Raw genomic sequence first — 17698 nt, forward strand, 5'->3', positions numbered from 1 at the left:
ATAGCCAGTTATGCCGTGTCTCCCACGCTGGTCACACCCAACGCGGCTTCCAATTCGCTCAGACACTGCTCTGTCAGCGGTATCAGGGACTCGATGTCGGGCACGGCCTCGCGGCCCGCAACGTATCCGAACCCGATGCGGTCGGCGTACGAGCACGTCGTCACGTTCAGTGTCTGGCCGTCGTAGACCGCTGACACCGGGTACATCTCGTCGATATGCGCCCCGTTCCAATACATTTCGCGCTGCGGCCCGGGAACGTGCGAGATCGGCAGGTTGTACCCGGTGCGGATCTTGGGCGTGAACGGCAGCATCGGGAAAATCACCGTCGCGGCGATGCTGCCCGCGGCCGTCAGCAGCGACGCCGCCGAGCCGCGGCCCGCCACCCACTGTTTCCCCTCCGCCATCGACCGGTGGATCAGATCCAGCCGCGCGACGGGGTCGTCCAGGTTGGTGCCCAACGGACACAGCCAGAGGCCGAACCTGTTGCCGTGCTGGTCATTTGCGGTGGCGCGAGTGCGATCGCGCACCGTGATCGGACAGGCGGCCACCAATGACCGCCGGGGCAGTTCCCCACGATCCCGCAACCAACGGCGCACGACGTCGGCAATGACGCCGTTGACGACGTCGTTTCCGGTCACCCCGGCCGCGTCTTGCACGGCCCGGATGCGGTCCTTGGCCCAGCTTCCCGCGCACACGGCCCGCTCCGGCCCCAGACGACGGTTGAATCGGGTAAAAGGCGCCCCGAACGGCAGGACCGTCGTGTGCCCGACCAGGCTGTCCACCATCGTCGACAGCTCGCCCGCAATGACCCGCTCGACCAGTCCGACGCCCGACATGGTCGCGTCGGCGAGCGCGCGTATCGGTGCGAGCAGACGAGGCACGAATCCGGTCGATGTCCGCGCAGGCGTGGATCCTTCACGACGGTCCGCGTAGAAGGGTGGCATCGACCGATGGGTCGGATCGGTGCTCAGCGCGTCGGCGATCATCTGAAAACCGGCGACACCGTCGACGACGGTGTGATGCACCTTGATATAGAAGGCGAATCGGCCGTCGTCGAGGCCGTCGATCAGATACGACATCCACATCGGGCGGGACCGGTCCAGACGCGTCGCGTCCAGCTCGCCGATCAGCCGCCAGAACTCGTCGTTCCCGGATACGGTGCGGCGCTGGCAATGTCGGCCCACATCGACTGTGTCCATGTCGCGCCACACCCACATGCCGCCGGTGTCCATCCCCCGATGCGCGTAACGGCGAAGCCTCGGATCGATCGAGTCGTTGCCGGCGAGCGCTGCTCGATGCAGATTGTCGACGAAGTCGGGACCGGCATCCGCCGGCGGCGACAGGATCAGCACCGCGCCGACATGCATCGGGCTGGCCACCAGCTCCGCGGTCATCATCGCGGCGTCCAGCGGATCCATCGGAATCATGTGAAGCCTAGGCGGGTTGGTCGCGCTCCGTCGGTGGCTGCTCGAGAAGCCCCGACTGCCGCAGCGCATCCCACACGAACCGTTGCACCGGCCGCGAGCGGAAGAATCCGGTATGACCGCCGGGGTACCAAACGATCTCCGGTTTGCCCCAGTGCTCCCACAGCCGGATCACCTGCTCGCGTGGATGCACAAGTCGGTCGGCGACACCGGCGTAGATAAAGCGGCCCTGCATCGGCACCAGCGGGGTCAGCGACAGCGGTGACACCATCCGCCCGATGGGTTCGGCCAACTCCATTGTGTGACGGCGCGGATCGTCGGAACGCAGGCCGGAGTGCCGACCCAGCAGCTCGACGAGGTCGGCGACGGGCACACCGAGAATCGCACAGGCGAGCCCGGTTTCGAGGCTGGCGACCAAAGAGGCGATGTAGCCGCCGAGCGAAAGGCTGTTCAAGCCGATCAGCGACTCGGGCTCCTGCAGCCGTATCCAGGACAGCAGCCGGCGGATGTCCCACACCGCCTGCGCCGTGGCATGCACGTCGTCGAGCACATCCTCTCCCGGAAACACCGCTCCTTTGGGGAGGCCGCGCGCTCGGGGCCCGTGCATCGGGAGGACGGGCATGACGACGTTGAGACCGAGTTCGTCGTGCAGTTTCCAGGCGCGAAATATGGCGGGATCGAGAGTGGCCCGGCCCATTTCGGCTCCGTGCACACACACCAGCCAGGGACGCGGTTCGGGGTGACGCAGCAGCAGCGCGTACTCGCGGTCGTTGGCCGTGTATCCCCGCCAGCGCTCCCCGCCCGGCTCGCCCGGATGCGGGGCGTACCCGCTGTCGAAGACCATGCGATGAAAGGAGGATCTGCGTCCCTTGACCTTCCGGACCGTGGGGTCGGTGAGCGGCGGGGGTTGACCGAAAAACCCTTTCGGGTCCTCCAACCATCCTTTGTCCCCGTAGAAATCGACCGCGGCCGCCACTTCCCGGCCGATCCGTTCGAACAGCTTGGGCTGGCTGACCGGGCGGCGCGCCTTGAGGCCCACCAGCACGACCTCATCGCGAAAGGCATGCGCGGCCAAGGCGACCGTGGGTCGCGCGATCGGAAGTTCATCCGATGCCCGACCGAGGTAATCGCGCCACGACCGGGCGAAGAACAGGCCGGCATTGGTGAACGGTGAGATGGCCCCACCCAAAACACCGACACCCGGCACATTCCGAGAAGCGCCCGGCCGTTGCTCGTCATTGCCGGCTCGAGTTGCCATGGCGGCACGCTAACACCCCGTCGAGCCCGGAGGTTAGGGACTTACGACCCGACGAAAGTCACGAGGGTCATTGACCGCAAAGGCGTCAGTCGAACGCGTCGATCACCTGCCGGGCCACGCGCCGGATTTGTCGGCGCGTGTCGCGGTCGAGGGGCAGGTCGTCGAAGGCCGGGATCTCTCCCGTCGTGGTGATCACGCCGGGTTCCTCCTGCTCCCAATGGGCATTGACCTTGTCGCCCAACACCCGCGCGGGCGGGTTGTCGGAAAGCACCCGCGCATGAAACCGCTCGACGCCGTCGACGCGGGCGGCCACCGCCAGCGCGACCAGCAGCAGCGTCCCGATGCCGCGGCCCTGAAACGGGTCCGCCACGGTGAGGGCGACCTCCGCCGAACCCGGGTCGTCTTCGTCCCGGATGAAGCGGGCATCGGCGACGACCGGCCCGTCCGCGCCGTCGGTGACGACCCAGACGAAATGGTCGACGTAATCGACCTCGAACAGGTAGGCCAACCGTGCCTCGGTCGGGGCACCGCCCTGGTATCTGTGATACAGCGTCTCCCGCGAGAATGACCCGCTGCTCTTGAAGCGCTCGGCGTCGCCGGGCAGGACCGGCCGCAACAACAGCTTGGCGCCGCATTTGACCGGCACCGGGATCGGTGCGATGTATGCGGCCAGTCGCTGCCGCGCGGTCCGCACCATCCGTTCCGCGACGACCGGCACGGCGAGCATCCGCTCGAACGCGCCCTGGTATCCCACATAGCCGCACACATCGTCCTTCGCGACCACGGTCGCCGTTCGGGGTGCGTCTCGCAGCAAGGCGATTTCGCCGACGATCGTCCCCGGCGAGAGCTCGGTCGTCATCACCTCACCGTCCGCGCCGGTGTGCCTGACCTCGACGCGGCCGGACGTGATGATCGAAAAGGACACCGCGCGCTCACCCTGTCGCATCAGGACCTGGCCGGCGGCCGCGCGCAGCGGCTCCAGGGCGCCGGCCAATGCCGCCAGCTCCTGCGCCGGGATGCCGGTAAAGGCATCCAGCGCCGTCAGCTCCTCGGGGCTAACGGCGCTCACACTCGGCCTGACGGTGATCGGTTGACGCAGCTGCCATCTCACCAAGACGGTACCCGGGCAGTTTGCGCAAAGCGCGGTGACAAAGGGCCCCGTCGCGATAGGCTTTCGCCGTGTCTGACGCGGGACCAAAGCACGCTGTCAGCCGTGCTATTGGCCCCTACGGCTAAGTATGCGGCACTGGTCGAATGGGTCGGGTAAGGCTAAGGGGGAGAGATGATGAGCACAGCGACATGGCGGAATCATTGGCCACACCGCAAGCCCGCGACCACGATCTATCAGTTGACCGATCGCCTGCACGACGGCCACACCGCTCGGGTCCCGGCTCATCAGATCACGGCCACGGTCTCCACGTGGCTGGACGAGTTGGGTGCGCACAGTCCGTTGGTAGACGACCTCGAGCGGGCGGTGCGTGGCGGCGATTGGCCCACAGCGTATGCCATAAGCGAGCGCTTGTCCGTCGACATAGCGGTTGCCAACTGAGCGTCTCGAGACGGGCCGTCTGCCGATTGCGCGGATGACTTTTGTCACTATCGTCCAGGGGTGACGCCCCAGCAGTATCGAACTGCTACCGCATACACCGGCGGTATTCGACTCGGCACTAATGGATTAGCGATATGACCACAAAGCTCGCCTCGAGGGAGAGGCCGGACTTAGCCAAGATCGAGAATCGTGCGCCGTCCGTGGCGCACATGTTCCTCGATCGTGTGGCCGCCACCCCGCACGCGGAGGCCTTTCGGTACCCACAGGACCACAGCTGGGAGAGCGTGACCTGGCAGCAGGTTGGCGAGCGCGTCGAGAACATTGCCGCCGGGCTGATCTCGCTGGGAATCGCCCCGGAGGATCGGGTGGCGCTCGCGTCGTCGACCCGCTACGAGTGGGTGCTCGTCGATTTCGCCGTGATGTGCGCGGGTGCCGCCACCACCACCGTGTATCCCACGACGAATGCCGGCGACGTCGCGTACATCGTCGCTAATTCGGGCAGCCGGGTGGTGGTCGCCGAGAACCAGACCCAGCTCGACAAGCTGCTCGAGCACCGCGACGAACTGCCGGACGTGAGCAAGGTCGTGATGATGGACGGCAGCGGGGACGGTGACTGGGCGATCACCCTGAGCGAGCTCGAGCAACTGGGGAAGCAATTGCTCGCCGATTCGCCCGACGCCGTCACGGAACGTGTCGCCGCCGTCGGTCCCGGCCAGCTCGCCAGCCTCATCTATACCTCCGGCACCACCGGGCGACCCAAGGGCGTGCGCCTGACCCACGGGGCGTGGACATACACCGCCGCGGCCATCGACTCGCTCGGCATCCTCGGCCCCGACGATCTGAACTTTCTCTGGCTGCCGCTGGCGCACGCGTTCGGCAAGGTGATGCTCGCGCTGCCGCTACAGATCGGCTTCCCCACCGCGATCGACGGCCGCGTCGAACGGATCGTCGACAACCTCGCGGCCCTGCATCCCACCATCATGGGCGCGGCACCGCGGATCTTCGAGAAGGCGCATGCCCGCATCGAGGGGATGGTGGCCGAGCAGGGCCGGCTGGCCAAGAAGGTATTCGCCTGGGCTATCAGAGTCGGCCTGAAGAGGTCGCGAACCCTGCAGGCCGGCAAGAAGCCGTCTTTGGCGTCATCGCTGGCGTACCGGGTCGCCGACCGGTTGGTGTTCTCCACCATCCGGGAACGCTTCGGTGGCCGGTTGCGCTTCTTCGTGTCCGCGGCCGCCGCGCTGGACCGTGAGGTCGCGCAGTGGTTCGACGCCGTCGGCATCATCGTGCTCGAGGGCTACGGACTGACCGAGACCGCGGCCGCGTCATTCATCAACCGCCCCAACGCTTACCGGTTCGGAACCGTCGGCTGGCCATTCCCGGCCACCGACGTCAAGATCGCCGACGACGGCGAAATCCTGCTCAGGGGGCCCGGATTGATGACCTCCTACCACGACCTGCCGGACGCCACCAACGAGGCACTCGACGCGGACGGTTGGTTCCACACGGGCGACATCGGGGAGATCGACGCCGACGGCTTCCTGCGGATCACCGACCGCAAGAAGGACATGTTCAAGACCTCGCAGGGCAAGTACGTGGCGCCGTCGGCTATCGACGCGAGGTTCAAGGGCCTGTGCCCGTATGTGAGCGAGCTTCTCGTCTACGGCGAGGCCAAGCCGTATTGCGTGGCGCTGGTCAGCCTCGACGGCGAAGCCATTACCGAGTGGGCCGACAAGAACGGCCTGGCGGGCAGGTCCTTCGCCGAGATAGCGCACGACGAGAAAACCGAAAAACTGATCGCCGGGTACATCGACGCGCTGAACCAGGAGCTCAATCGCTGGGAGCAGGTCAAGAGATTCGCGATCCTCGACCGCGAGCTGTCGGTGGAGGCCGGGGACCTGACGCCCAGCCTGAAGCTGCGCCGCAAGGCCGTCATCGAGAAGTTTTCCGACCGCCTGTCGGCGCTCTACGAGTCCGTCAGCTCGCCGGCGTGATGAGCCCGTAATGCCCGTCGTAGCGGTGATATAACACGCACCCACGGTTTCGGGCAGCGTCGACGAAGAACAGGAACGGCAATCCGAGCAGCTCGATCCGCTCGATTGCCTGCTCGACCGTGAGCCGCGGAGCCGGCTGCGGGCTGACGCTCAGCGACAACTCGGACGGCGCCAGCTGGCCGGCGGATTCCGGATTGACCTGTGCCAGGCGGTATTCCGTGGACCGTCCGCGGTACAGCACGCTGTCCTGCTTCGTGTGCTCCTCCGTGAAGAGGTGGAAGTCGTAGTCGAGCAGTTCCATCTCGAGCGCGGCTTCTTCGACCGTGCAGGTGTTCAGGCCGTACGACTTGTGGCGCACGATCCGGCGTTCGCTTTCGGGCCTGGGGAAATACCCCGGCCGATGATTCCGTTCGTGCCGCTTGGCGTCCCGATGTTCGGCGCCGCGTTCCAGCCGACGGCGCAACCGCGCCTGCAGCAGATCGATCGCCTCGCGCGCGGTGGTCGCTTCGACTTGGGCACGCGCCAGCCGGCCGTTGACGTCGAGGTTCGCCTGGGCGATCACCCGCCGTTGCACGGCCGGGTCGCCGTGCTCGCTCAATTTGACGTGCGCGCGCAACACCCGTTGGTGGGTGAAGCGAGCGAGCTCGCCGATCTTGGCCCTCGCGTAGTCCTCGATGCCGGGCAGGCGGCCGTGCGTCGTCACCTCGACTTCGAGGGCGGCTGGGAAATCTTGGGGCTGTTTCATGTCAGTGGTGCAGACCGGTGATCGGCTCGTGGGTGCTGGCATGCCAGCCGCGCCTTCGCCCGGGTGCGCTCCTCGTGCTCATCGATCAGCACGTCGATCCGACACGCCTTCGTGCCGGCGTCGTTGCCCGCCATCTGACTCTCCTTGCCTAGTCGTCGTCGACGATGTGAACCGCTGCCTCTTCGGCGGACGCCGCTCCCCCGCTGACCCCGACATCCTCGGCCACCAGCTCCGCTTCGGTGTCTTCGCCAAAACCCCTGTCGGGAGCGACAAGCCGGCCGGCCCGCGCCCGCCCCACCTCGCGTCGCCGCGGGAACTCGAATTCACGCTCGGCCTCGTCGGACCGTTGCCGTTCGTCCGGGTCGAACGGGTTGCCGATGCGCGACAGCGGGTCCTGCTCCTCTTCCGCGAGGTGCTGGTCGAGGGTTTCCCGCGGCCCGAACGCGCCGCGGCCGTAGAGCCGGTCGGGCGGCGAATATCCCTCGTCGAGAACGTCATCGACGCCGCGATCGATCAGCGTGTCCTGTGGCTGTAGCTGGTTGTCGTCGTCCGCGCTGTACTCGCCTGGCGCGGGCCCCAGACCGAAGTTTCGATTGCTCATGGCTGCCTAATTGCTCCCGTGGGAGATGGCCGCCTGCACGGCACCGAACCGATGCCGCGCACGCTCGTCGGCGTCGGACTGCTCTGCGGCCGTGACGACGACGGCGTCCGGGCCGGGAAAAACGATCGCCTCGTGGTCCGTGGCGAGCCATCGCACCACATACGGTGGTGCGCCCTCGGGTGAGTGAACCTCGGTGATCAGCCCCCGCTGGTCCGGCTGATCGGTCGTGGTGCCCTTGATCACCAGCCAGTCGCCGACCTTTGCCCTCACGTGCCTCTCCTTTCGCCTTTTCCGGTCCCATCGTGCGCGTCGCGGGGTGCCGCCGGCAGGAGTACCACGTCACCGAGTTGAATGGCCAAAGGTCCCTTGCCGTCTCGGCCGACGCCTCGACCGGCGCCCAGGTGAGCCCAATTCTTGGGACTTCCGTCCCTATCGCGGGGCAGCGTTCGAACGGTGGGATGAACCCAAACCGCGCGCATGATGGGGGATCGAAATGAGCATCGCATTGTCGGCACGCCTGGCGACCGGCTTCGAGGATGCCGTCTCGCGCACCCGAGAAGCCCTTCTGGAAGAGGGTTTTGGCGTGCTCACCGAGGTCGACATGACCGCAACGCTGAAAGCCAAGCTCGGCGTCGACATCGAGGACTACCTGATCCTCGGTGCCTGTAACCCGGAGTTGGCCTACCGCGCGATCAACGTGGATCGGGAGATCGGGCTGCTCCTGCCCTGCAACGTCCTGCTGCGCGCCGACCCCGATGACGACGGCACGGTGATTGTCGAGGCGATGGACCCGGGCCTGCTGATCGAGGTGACCGGGGAGCCCGTCCTGAGGGGCATCGCCGAGGAAGTCACCGCGAAGCTGGGCGCGGCGATCGCGTCGCTGGTCCCCAGCTACGGTTGATTTCGGCCGCCGCCATACGCACCACTTCGGGCACCGCGTCCGCGACCTCACGGGTCAAACCGACGCCGTGCCCGGTGGCCGCCACCTCGACGGTGAACACCACCAGCTCGTCGGGCACTCGGCCGAGCACCCGGCCCAGCTCGTGGGTGCGGCCGATGTCGATGCCGTGCGAGCTCAACCCGTCGGGTGGCTCGAAGGCGTCGCCCGCGGCGCTGCGGCGAATGCGGCCCGGCACCGACGGGGTCGCGATCGCGGCGTCGATCACCACGGCGAGCCTGGCGCCCGACCACGCCTCGAGCAGGGCCATCGGCTCCGGGATGCCCGTCACCACGCGAACCCCCGGCAACGCCAGCCCGTCCAGCGCGGTGGCGGCGGCGATGCCCACGCCGTCGTCGCTTCGGTAGCTGTTGCCGAGGCCGACGACGACGATCTCCCCCGTCACCGCCGCTGCACCGTCACGGTCAAGAAGTGCGCCGAGCATGAGATGCACGGGTCGTAGCTGCGAATCACCTTCTCGCACAGCGAGGTCAGCGCGGCGTCGTCCAGCGACAGGTTGTCCGCGACGACGCGGGCCAGGTCCGCCTCGATGGCCGCCTGATTCTGGGAGGTGGGCGGGATGATCGTCGCCGCCGACACCAGCCCGTCGGCGCCGATCTCATATCGGTGATACAGCAGGCCGCGGGGTGCCTCGCTGACACCGTGTCCCACGCCGGCGCGGGGGGCGACGTCGACGAACGGCCGCGACGGACGCTCGTACTCGTCGATGATCCGCAGCGACTCTTCGATCGCGTAGACCACCTCGACGGCCCGGACGACGATGCTGCGGAACGGGTTTCGGCATTCCGAGGACAGCCCCGCGGTGGCCGCGGCCTCGGCGGCGACGGGCGACAGGGCCGACGAGTTCAGCGAGAACCGGGCCAGCGGGCCGGTCAGGTGGCGGCGGCCGTCGAGCGTCGCATGCAGCGCGGTGGAATGCGGCACCTGCGACTCGGAGACGTGGCTGGTGAAATCGGCGACCGGAAACACCGGGCCCGCGCTGCGCGCGATGGTGCCGTTCTCGATCGGGTACCGGCCGGGCGCCGTGAGCGCCAGGAACTCGTGCTCGAGTTCGAGGTCGGGGAAGTCGAACCCGGACACCCATTCGACCGTGGCCACAGCGTCGTCCAGCGCCCGGCGCAATTGCTCGGCTATCGGCTTGAAGTCGGGTCTGGTTGGCACGGAATAGAATCCGCCCAGCCGCACGTTGACGGGATGTATCGCCCGCCCGCCGACGAACTCCATCAACCGGTTGCCGGCCTTCTTGAGCGCCAGCCCGCGCTCCACCACCGCGGCGTGATCGCGCGCCATCGCCACGATGTCGGGGTAGCCGAGGAAGTCCGGCGCGTGCAGCAGATAGATGTGCAGGGCGTGACTGTTGATCCATTCACCGCAATACAGCAGCCGCCGCAGCGCAATAAGACCCTCGTCGACGTCCACGCCGCAGGCCTCTTCGATCGCGTTGCAGGCGCTGACCTGATAGGCGACCGGACAGATTCCACAGACCCGCGCGGTGAGGTCCGGCGGCTCAGTGTAGGCGCGCCCGCGCAGGAAGGCCTCGAAAAACCGTGGCGGCTCGTAGATGTTGAGCCGGACGCTGTCCAGCGCTTGGTCCTTCAGCGTGATGTGCAGCGCGCCTTCGCCTTCCACCCGGGTGAGTGTGCCGACACTCAGGGTGCGGGTCTCCGGGTTCACTGCTTGCTCCGCTCGTCGGTGAAGGGGGCGACGTTGAACGTCGAGAACACCCGGTCCACGTCACCGTCGGACATGCCGTCGCGGCGCAGCAGCGGAATCAGCGTCGCGGTCCTGGGCACCGCGGACGGGCCGAAGCAGCCGTAACAGCCGCGGCGATGCCGCGGACACAACGCGCCGCAGCCGGCGTGGGTGACCGGACCCAGACACGGGGTGCCGTCGGCGACCAGCACGCACGTCACGCCGCGAAGCTTGCATTCGGTGCACACCGTCTTGGCCGGCAGCCGCGGCTTGCGCCCGATGAGCAGCGCGGCGAGGGTGTCCAGCAGCTGCCCCCGGTCGATCGGGCAGCCCTGCAACTGGTAGTCGACCTTGACGTGCGCCGACGCCGGCGTGGAGGTGGCCAGCGTGTCGATGTACTCGGGATTGGCGTAGACGAGGCAGGTGAACTCGGCGATGTCGGCGAAGTTGCGCAGCGCCTGCACTCCGCCGGCCGTCGCGCACGCGCCGATGGTGACGAGTATTTTCGATTGCTCCCGGATCTCGCGGATCCGTTGCTCGTCGTGTCGGGTGGTGACCGAGCCCTCGACCAGCGACACGTCGTAGGGTCCGCCGACCATCGCGCTGGAAGCCTCGGCGAAGGTGGCGATTTCGACCTGGCCGGCGAGGGTGAGCAGCTCGTCCTCGCAGTCCAGCAGCGTCAGCTGGCAACCGTCACAGGAGGCGAACTTCCACACGGCCAGGGTGGGTCGATTCATCTAGAGCTCCCTCACGCGCAGCAGCGGGCCCGCTATGTCGTAGGTGACGACGGGCCCGTCGCGGCACAGCAGTAGCGGCCCCAGCTGGCAGTGACCGCACCAACCGACCCCGCACTGCATGTTGCGTTCCAGCGACACGCGAATGTCCTGCGCGGCAATGCCTTTCGCCAACAGTGCCTCGGCCCCGAAGCGCAGCATCGGCTCCGGCCCGCACAGGAACGCGGTGGTGCGGTCGACATCCAGCTCCAGTCGGCCCAGCGGCGCGGTGACCAACCCGACCTCGCCGCCCCAGCCGGGCGTCGGCGCGTCGACGATCAGATGCAATTCGATCTGCGGCTCTTGGGCCCACTGTTGGAGTTGGGCGGCGAACACGAAGTCGGTCCGTGACCGCGCCCCCACGATGAGCGTCACCTTGCCGTAGCGCTCCCGCCGCGCCAGCGCGCCCAGCACCGCCGGCCGCAACGGGCACAGGCCCACGCCGCCGGCCACCATCACCAGATCCCTGCCGGCCGCCTCGTCCAGTCCCCACGTCGTTCCGAACGGACCTCGCACCCCGACAATGCTTCCCGGGTTGGAGTCGTGCAATGCCCGGCTGACCGCGCCGACCGCGCGAATGGTGTGCGTGATCGACCCGTCGGTGACGGTGGGATCCCCGCTGATCGAGATCGCCGCCTCGCCCACCCCGAACGCGTACAGCATCATGAACTCGCCGGGTTGCGGGGTCCGCAGCGCCTCGCCGACCGGCGCCAGGGTGAGCGTGGCCGAGTCGGGGCTCTCCACCACGCGGGTGCGCACCCGATACGGCACGGGCGCCATGGCCGACGGCGTCGCGGCAGGACCGATCGCCGCCTCAGTCATCGTCGGCCATCTTGTTCATCTCTGCGGTGATGTCAATACCGGTGGGGCACCACGCAATACAGCGCCCGCAGCCGACGCAGCCCGACATGCCGAACTGGTCGTGCCAGGTGCCCAGCTTGTGGGTAATCCAGTGCCGGTAGCGCGACGCGCCGGACTGGCGGACGCTGCCGCCGCCGTGGATGTAGGTGAAGTCGAACTCGAAGCACGACGCCCAGCTCCGCCAGCGCTCGGCGTGCTCACCGGTGAGGTCGCTGACGTCCTCGGTGCTGGTGCAAAAGCAGGTCGGGCACACCATGGTGCAGTTGCCGCAAGTCAGGCAGCGACTGGCCACCTCGTCCCACTGCGGGGACTCGCGGTGGCGAATGAGCAGGTCCCGCAGGTCCGCGTCCGGCATCTGGCGACCCATCCGGTGCGCCGCGGCCTCGACATCGGCTCGCGCGCAACCGATCTCGCTGGCATCGGCGGGCCGATGCGGCACCGCCGCGAGCACGTCGGCGCCCTCCGGAGTGCCGACATCGACAAGGTACGACGGCGCGTCCCCGTCGAGCCGCTCCGTGAGGGCGAGGTCGTAGCCCGGTCCGGCCGCCGGGCCGGTGCCCATCGACGTGCAGAAGCACAGCCCGCCCGGTTCCGTGCAGTTCACCGCAATGATGAACGCGCGCCGCCGGCGCGCGACAAAGGAGCCGTCCGGGTAATCGGGACGGCCGAGCACGCCGTCGAGGGTGGCGATCGCCGCGAGGTCGCACCCGCGCACGCCGAGGAACGCGTACCGGGGGGCCTCCTCCTCGGGCGCGGCGCCGGTCCCGTCGCGGGTGCCGGCCCACAGCCGCTGCCGCGGCGGGTGGAGGAATTGTTTCCACGATCCGGGCCCCGCCGAATGCCCGAAGACCGCGTCGTCGTCGCGGCGGCGCACCCGATAATGCCCCGGTGCCACGTCGACGCCCCAACCACGGGGCAGGTCGTCCGCCGAGTCGAGTTCGGCCAGCACGATTGCGTTGTCCCGCAAGGTCGGACCGACCACGCGGTAGCCTCGCTCGATCAGCACTTCGACAAGTCGGTGCAGCGCTGCCGTATCCAAAAAGACCACATCGGACTCGTCGCCGTATCCGCTCATCGCCACCATCATCCGCCCCACCGAGGCCCGCTGTATAGGGGCGGCGGCCCCCACCAGCCGGGTCTACTCGCTGTCGGCCATCCAATCGACGATGTCGGAGAGCTCGCGCCGCGGTGTCGACGGCAGCGGGTCCGCATTGATCGGCGCCCAGCCCACCCGGAGCAGCATCTGGGGATAGTGGCCGTTGCCGAAGATCTCGGAGCGCACCGCCTCTCGCGTCTCGGCCACCTCGAGCGGTTCGGTGACCGGGCAGCTGGCCAACCCCGTCGACGTCGCGGTCAGCAGCACCAGGCTGGTGGCCTCCCCGGCGCGCAGCCGGGCCAGCCGATCGTCGCTGCGGGTTCCGAGCGCAAGGACCACGGCGTTGTCGTCGGCGGCCGATGATCCCGACGGCATCGAAAGCACCGGGCCGGAAAACAGCCGTCCCGGAATCTTCGCGGTCGGGTCGGCCACCGGGGTGTTGCGGGCCGGAACACCGGCCACCGAGGCGTAGCGCCCGCTCCACGCCGAGAGCTCGGCGAGATAATCCTGGGTCATGTGATCCACGACGGACTGCGCCACGATCTCGTGCAGCTTGTCGGTGTCCTCGACCTGGCACAGCGTCACCCCGTTGCGGGCGGCCCGCGCGGCCATCAGTGCGATGTCACCCACCGGCACCGGCCAGGAACTGTAGTGGCGACGGTCGGTTCGGCGCCGTGGTATCGCCGCGGCGAGCGCGATGTCGACGGGATCGGGTGTGGAGCGGGACAATTCGATCGCGGCGAGGTGTTCGGGGTCTGCCGGATTCGGCAGGCGGGCCACCTTCGCCTGCCACCCGACGGCCGCGGCCGCAACGACGAGGTGGTTCAGCGCGGCACCACAACTCAGGATCAGATCCCGGCCGTCGGGATCGGTGTTGGGCAGTTGCCGGCTCGCGTCGGCGTAAAGATGCAGGCTCTCCTCCCCCACCAGCCACCGCCATGGTTGCGTGTTGTGGACGGAGGGAGCTCGAGACGCCAGCGCCAGCACCGTCTGGATCGTGCCCGCATCGGGAAAGCGCGCATTCATGGCAGTGGTTCCTTCCGTATCGCGTCCTGGTGTCCACGATCGGCCGATCACGGGGACCGCGCGAGGGCATCACGTCCCCACTCCGGAGGGACTTTGTGCCACGGGCGGGGTGCCGGCAAACGGTTCAGGTTGCCGGGTGGTGTGTCTGGGCGGATTCGCTATCGTCCGCCGCTAGAACGAAATAGCTCTCTTCTTCCTGGACGAAGTGCAGCCGCAGGAGCGCGTAGAGACCGTAGAGGCAGGCGAGCAAGTCGTCGACCTGGTCGGGCTGGATCGCCCCGGCGGCCTGCGCGAGGGCCAGATGCGTGCCGATGCGATCGGAAAGACGCTGAATCTCGGCGTGCGTCCGGCTCATCGTCGCGGTGGCCTCGCTGCCGAGCGGGCGGGCCAGCGCCGGGTAGAGCAGGCTCTCCTCGGCCTGTTCATGGGGCAGGATCCGGTCGACCAGCAGGGCATGCGCGGCGGTCAGCGATTCCAATCCCGCGGTGCCCGGGCCGGCGGCGAGCCGATCCGCGCTGTCGCGCAGCAGCCCGAGGGTGTCGCGCAGCTCCTCGTGTTCGGCGGCGAAGCGGTGCAGCATCCGTTCGGTGTCGGCGGCCAACGGCGCCTCGGTCGTCGGGTTGCCCCGCAATGCCCGCAACGCATTGAGGATCACCGCGACGTCGATGCCCTCCTGCAGCAGCGCGCCCGGGGCCGGCGGCAACCACCCCAGCGTGGCGATCACCATGGCCATCAGGGACAGGGCCATGCCGATGACCGCGCTCTGCACGGCGATGCGCCGAGACCAGCGGGCGACGTCCATCGCGTCGGCGAGCCGGTCGATGCGATCGGTGGTCAGCACGACGTCGGCGGCCTCGGACGATGCGGTGGCGCCGCGGGCGCCCATCGCCACACCGACCGTGGCCGCGGCCAACGCCGGAGCGTCGTTGACGCCGTCGCCCACCATCACCGTCACCGCGCGTTCGCTTTCGGCGCGCACCGCGGCGAACTTGTCGGCCGGCGTCTGCTCGGCGTACACCTCGTCCAGCCCCAGGATCGTGGCGATCTCGCGAGTCGGCTCGGGTCGATCCCCGGTGAGCATGATCAACCGATTCAGCCCGGCCTCGCGCAACCGCCGCACGGTGCGGGGTGCCTGGCGGCGCAACGGGTCTCGCAGCAACACCGCGCCCGCGGGTTCGCCGTCGACGCAGACCCAGGCGATGGCCGCGCTGTCGAGGCGGGCGCGATTGAGCACCGTTCGCATCCACGCGTTGCTCTCCGCGTCCGGCGGCAGTTTGCCCACCGTGATCCGGCGGCCGTCGACGGTCGCGGCGACGCCACGGCCCGGCTGTTCTTCGACGTCGGTGGGCAGCGACAGCTCCTGGCCGCGGCGCAGCGCCTCGGTCACGATGGCCTCGGCCAGCACGTGCGGCGAAAGCTGGTCCGCCGAAGCGGCCAGCCGCAGTATCGAACTCGCGTCGCCGCCCGCGGCGGCGATCACGTCGACGACCACCGGCCGTCCCATCGTCATGGTTCCGGTCTTGTCCATCACCAAAGTCGTTGCGTGGCCGAGGTTTTCCAACGCGCCACCACCGCGGATCACCACGCCCGCGCGCGATGCCCTGGACAGGCCCGAGACGATCGCCACCGGCGCGGCCAGCAGCAGCGGGCATGGTGTCGCCACAACCAGTACCGCGACGGCTCGGACCGCCGATCCGCTGGCCAACCACGCGGTGGCGGCGAGCAGCAGCGCCAGCGGCAGAAACCAGGCCGCGTAACGGTCGGCCAACCGCACGATCGGCGCGTTTTCCGCGCCGGCCTGCTGGGCCAATTGCACGATGCCCGCATACGTGCTCTGGTCCGCGGTCGCGGTGGCGCGCAGTTCAAAAGCGCTGCCGGCGTTGACCACACCGCTTCGGATCGGTTCGCCGACGCCGCGTTCGACCTGCAGCGGCTCCCCGGTGAGCGCGGACTCGTCCAGCACCGCCACGACGTCGGTGACCCGCCCGTCCACCGGCACCACCTCACCGGGGCCGACCACCAGCAGGTCGCCGACGGCCACATCGGCCAGCGGAATCACGCTGACCTGCGCACCGACCCGTCGCCGCGCGAACCGTGGCGCGCGCTCGAGCAGGGCCCGCAGGTCGCGGGACGCGCGGCGCTCGGCCGCCGCGTCCAGCGCACGGCCACCCGCCAGCATCACTGCGATCAGCGCGCCGGCCAGGTGCTCACCGACCAGCAGGGTGCCGATCAGCGACAGGACCGCGATGAGGTCGACACCGCCGCGCCGCCTGCGCAACGCCGAAACGACCCACACCGACGCCGGCGCGATCGCGAGGGCCGTGCCGGCGATCCAGCAGCCGTCGGCAACGTCGCGCCGACCGCCCAGCCACGCGATCCCGCCGGCCGCCAGGGCGCCCAGCGTGCCCACCAGCAAGGCCGGTTCGACCAGCGGCCGCGCCCGCGTGATCCAGCGCCCGGCGGTACCGCCCACCATGAAAAGCCCCTTCGGCCACGCCCGTTTCGGTCGATCAGCCGCCACGCTACCCGGGCCGGTCGGTGGCGGCGGGTTTGTCTGCCGTCGCGGCGGTCGCGGCGGTCCGGCCCCGTGCCGCCAGCGCGCCGGCGATCGAGGTGGAGGCGATCGTCAGCAGGGCGCCGAACATCAGCGCCGACGCTTCGCCCGCGGCGAGCAGGTGTTCCTCGGTCCCGATGGTGGCCGCGGCCACCGGCACGCCGAGCTGGGCGGCCGACAGCACCGCGAACGTGAGCGGCTGACCGAGCAGCCTGCCCGCGCAATGCGCCAGGACCGCCCCCACCCCCAGACCCACCCCGAGCAGGATGAGCTTCGGGTGCGAGCCGAGCTCGCGCACCTGCAGCGAAGCGCCCAGCCACACGAAGAACAGCGGGCTGAAGAAGCCCTCGGTCATGCCGAAAAGCTGACGCGCCAGCCGTCGCGGTGCGCCGACCGCCGCGATCACCAGGCCCACCGCGAAGCCGGCCAACATGATCGACACGTGCGAGTTGACGGCCAGCGCCGCCAGCGCGAACAGGACGAGCAGGTTGGTGCGCAATTCCAGCGCGAGCCGGTGTTTCTCGGAATAGCGGTGCAGGCGCTTGCGCCACCCCTTGCGGTCGGCGGCGCGCAGGAGGACAAAGAACAGCATCGCGGCGCCCGCGATCACCAGCGCCGTCAACGCCGCCGTCGGTGTCCGGCGGAAGTCGATCACCAACGGCAGCAACACGATACATGCGGCGTCCGCGATGGCGATCTGCGTGGTCACCGACAGCACGTGCGGCCCGCGCAACTTCAGTGCACCGATCACCGGTAACGCCAGCGCCGCCGACGACGACGCCATCAGAACCGCATACAGTGCCGCGTGCCCCGTGCCGAACTCCGCCGCCAGCGCGATACCGAGGGCTACCGCGACGACACCGGCGAGCAGCGCCCGGGTAAGCGCCAGCGGCACCGCGGAGCGCATCTCGCGGCCCCGCATCGGAACGTGGGTGCCCACCACGAACATCACCAGCGCGAAGCCGATATTCGCGAACAGCTGAAGCGTCGGATTGGCGGGATTGACCACGCCGAAACCGGTCCTGCCCAGGATCAGGCCGGCGACGAGCTCACCGATGACGACCGGAATTCGCAAGCGCGGCAACGACGCCAGCAGCGGGCCGGCAAAACCCACCGCGGTCAGCATCGCCAGCGTGCCGAAGCCGAACCCCTGCATGCCCGGACAGTACC

18 protein-coding genes are annotated in these 17698 nt (G+C 68.7%); 3 read left to right on the forward strand and 15 right to left on the reverse strand.

Annotation, left to right across the window (positions count from 1 at the left end):
• Positions 1 to 8: 8 nt before the first annotated feature.
• From OQ968_RS09835 to OQ968_RS09845, 3 genes are all read right to left on the reverse strand, one after another.
• Entirely contained in the window at positions 9 to 1427 is a 1419-nt protein-coding gene (locus OQ968_RS09835) for a wax ester/triacylglycerol synthase family O-acyltransferase (protein WP_324677138.1), read from the reverse strand.
• Positions 1428 to 1434: 7 nt separating this feature from the next.
• A complete protein-coding gene (locus OQ968_RS09840) occupies positions 1435 to 2682 on the reverse strand; it encodes an alpha/beta hydrolase family protein (protein ID WP_420715872.1) in 1248 nt (415 codons plus the stop codon).
• An 85-nt stretch (positions 2683 to 2767) separates the two neighbouring features.
• A complete protein-coding gene (locus OQ968_RS09845; RefSeq protein WP_324677140.1) occupies positions 2768 to 3751 on the reverse strand; it encodes a GNAT family N-acetyltransferase in 984 nt (327 codons plus the stop codon).
• Positions 3752 to 3967: 216 nt separating this feature from the next.
• On the opposite strand from OQ968_RS09845, the gene OQ968_RS09850 reads away from it, so the two are divergent.
• Both OQ968_RS09850 and OQ968_RS09855 read left to right on the forward strand, forming a co-directional pair.
• A complete protein-coding gene (locus OQ968_RS09850) occupies positions 3968 to 4231 on the forward strand; it encodes a hypothetical protein (protein ID WP_324677142.1) in 264 nt (87 codons plus the stop codon).
• A gap of 134 nt (positions 4232 to 4365) precedes the next feature.
• Positions 4366 to 6222 carry a long-chain fatty acid--CoA ligase gene (locus tag OQ968_RS09855; RefSeq protein WP_324677143.1) on the forward strand — a complete coding sequence of 619 codons (1857 nt, stop codon included), beginning with the start codon at positions 4366 to 4368 and terminating at the stop codon, positions 6220 to 6222.
• Here OQ968_RS09855 and OQ968_RS09860 read toward each other — a convergent pair.
• The 4 genes from OQ968_RS09860 to OQ968_RS09875 are packed head-to-tail and all read right to left on the reverse strand — an operon-like array spanning position 6206 to position 7838.
• Positions 6206 to 6967, reverse strand: a complete 762-nt coding sequence (locus tag OQ968_RS09860; protein WP_324677145.1) for an HPF/RaiA family ribosome-associated protein — start codon at positions 6965 to 6967, stop codon at positions 6206 to 6208. The genes OQ968_RS09855 and OQ968_RS09860 overlap by 17 nt on opposite strands.
• A complete protein-coding gene (locus tag OQ968_RS09865; protein WP_324677147.1) occupies positions 6964 to 7101 on the reverse strand; it encodes a hypothetical protein in 138 nt (45 codons plus the stop codon). The genes OQ968_RS09860 and OQ968_RS09865 overlap by 4 nt, the downstream gene beginning before the upstream one ends.
• A gap of 14 nt (positions 7102 to 7115) precedes the next feature.
• Positions 7116 to 7568, reverse strand: a complete 453-nt coding sequence (locus OQ968_RS09870) for a DUF5709 domain-containing protein (protein ID WP_324677149.1) — start codon at positions 7566 to 7568, stop codon at positions 7116 to 7118.
• A gap of 6 nt (positions 7569 to 7574) precedes the next feature.
• Positions 7575 to 7838, reverse strand: a complete 264-nt coding sequence (locus OQ968_RS09875; RefSeq protein WP_324677151.1) for a DUF1918 domain-containing protein — start codon at positions 7836 to 7838, stop codon at positions 7575 to 7577.
• Positions 7839 to 8061: 223 nt separating this feature from the next.
• On the opposite strand from OQ968_RS09875, the gene OQ968_RS09880 reads away from it, so the two are divergent.
• Positions 8062 to 8469, forward strand: a complete 408-nt coding sequence (locus OQ968_RS09880) for a DUF302 domain-containing protein (protein WP_324677153.1) — start codon at positions 8062 to 8064, stop codon at positions 8467 to 8469.
• On the opposite strand, the gene OQ968_RS09885 is transcribed toward OQ968_RS09880, so the two are convergent.
• From OQ968_RS09885 to OQ968_RS09920, 8 genes are all read right to left on the reverse strand, one after another.
• Positions 8417 to 8911, reverse strand: coding sequence for a hydrogenase maturation protease (locus tag OQ968_RS09885; protein WP_324677155.1), 495 nt, complete (start codon positions 8909 to 8911; stop codon positions 8417 to 8419). The two genes, OQ968_RS09880 and OQ968_RS09885, sit on opposite strands and share 53 nt — an antisense overlap.
• Entirely contained in the window at positions 8908 to 10200 is a 1293-nt protein-coding gene (locus OQ968_RS09890) for a Ni/Fe hydrogenase subunit alpha (protein WP_324677157.1), read from the reverse strand. The genes OQ968_RS09885 and OQ968_RS09890 overlap by 4 nt, the downstream gene beginning before the upstream one ends.
• Positions 10197 to 10955 (reverse strand): oxidoreductase, encoded by a 759-nt coding sequence (locus OQ968_RS09895; RefSeq protein WP_324677159.1) that lies wholly within the window; start codon positions 10953 to 10955, stop codon positions 10197 to 10199. The genes OQ968_RS09890 and OQ968_RS09895 overlap by 4 nt, the downstream gene beginning before the upstream one ends.
• Positions 10956 to 11813 (reverse strand): FAD/NAD(P)-binding protein, encoded by an 858-nt coding sequence (locus OQ968_RS09900; protein WP_324677161.1) that lies wholly within the window; start codon positions 11811 to 11813, stop codon positions 10956 to 10958.
• Positions 11806 to 12927 (reverse strand): 4Fe-4S dicluster domain-containing protein, encoded by a 1122-nt coding sequence (locus OQ968_RS09905; protein WP_324677163.1) that lies wholly within the window; start codon positions 12925 to 12927, stop codon positions 11806 to 11808. The genes OQ968_RS09900 and OQ968_RS09905 overlap by 8 nt, the downstream gene beginning before the upstream one ends.
• A 63-nt stretch (positions 12928 to 12990) precedes the next feature.
• Positions 12991 to 13974, reverse strand: a complete 984-nt coding sequence (locus OQ968_RS09910) for an Acg family FMN-binding oxidoreductase (RefSeq protein WP_324677165.1) — start codon at positions 13972 to 13974, stop codon at positions 12991 to 12993.
• A gap of 124 nt (positions 13975 to 14098) precedes the next feature.
• The gene (locus tag OQ968_RS09915) at positions 14099 to 16450 is read right to left on the reverse strand and encodes a heavy metal translocating P-type ATPase (RefSeq protein ID WP_324677167.1); all 2352 of its coding nucleotides are present in this window, start codon (positions 16448 to 16450) and stop codon (positions 14099 to 14101) included.
• Between the two features lie 46 nt (positions 16451 to 16496).
• Positions 16497 to 17684, reverse strand: coding sequence for a cation:proton antiporter (locus OQ968_RS09920; RefSeq protein ID WP_324677169.1), 1188 nt, complete (start codon positions 17682 to 17684; stop codon positions 16497 to 16499).
• Positions 17685 to 17698 lie beyond the last annotated feature (14 nt).

Source organism: Mycobacterium sp. 663a-19 (assembly GCF_035616495.1).
Classification (GTDB): Bacteria; Actinomycetota; Actinomycetes; order Mycobacteriales; family Mycobacteriaceae; genus Mycobacterium.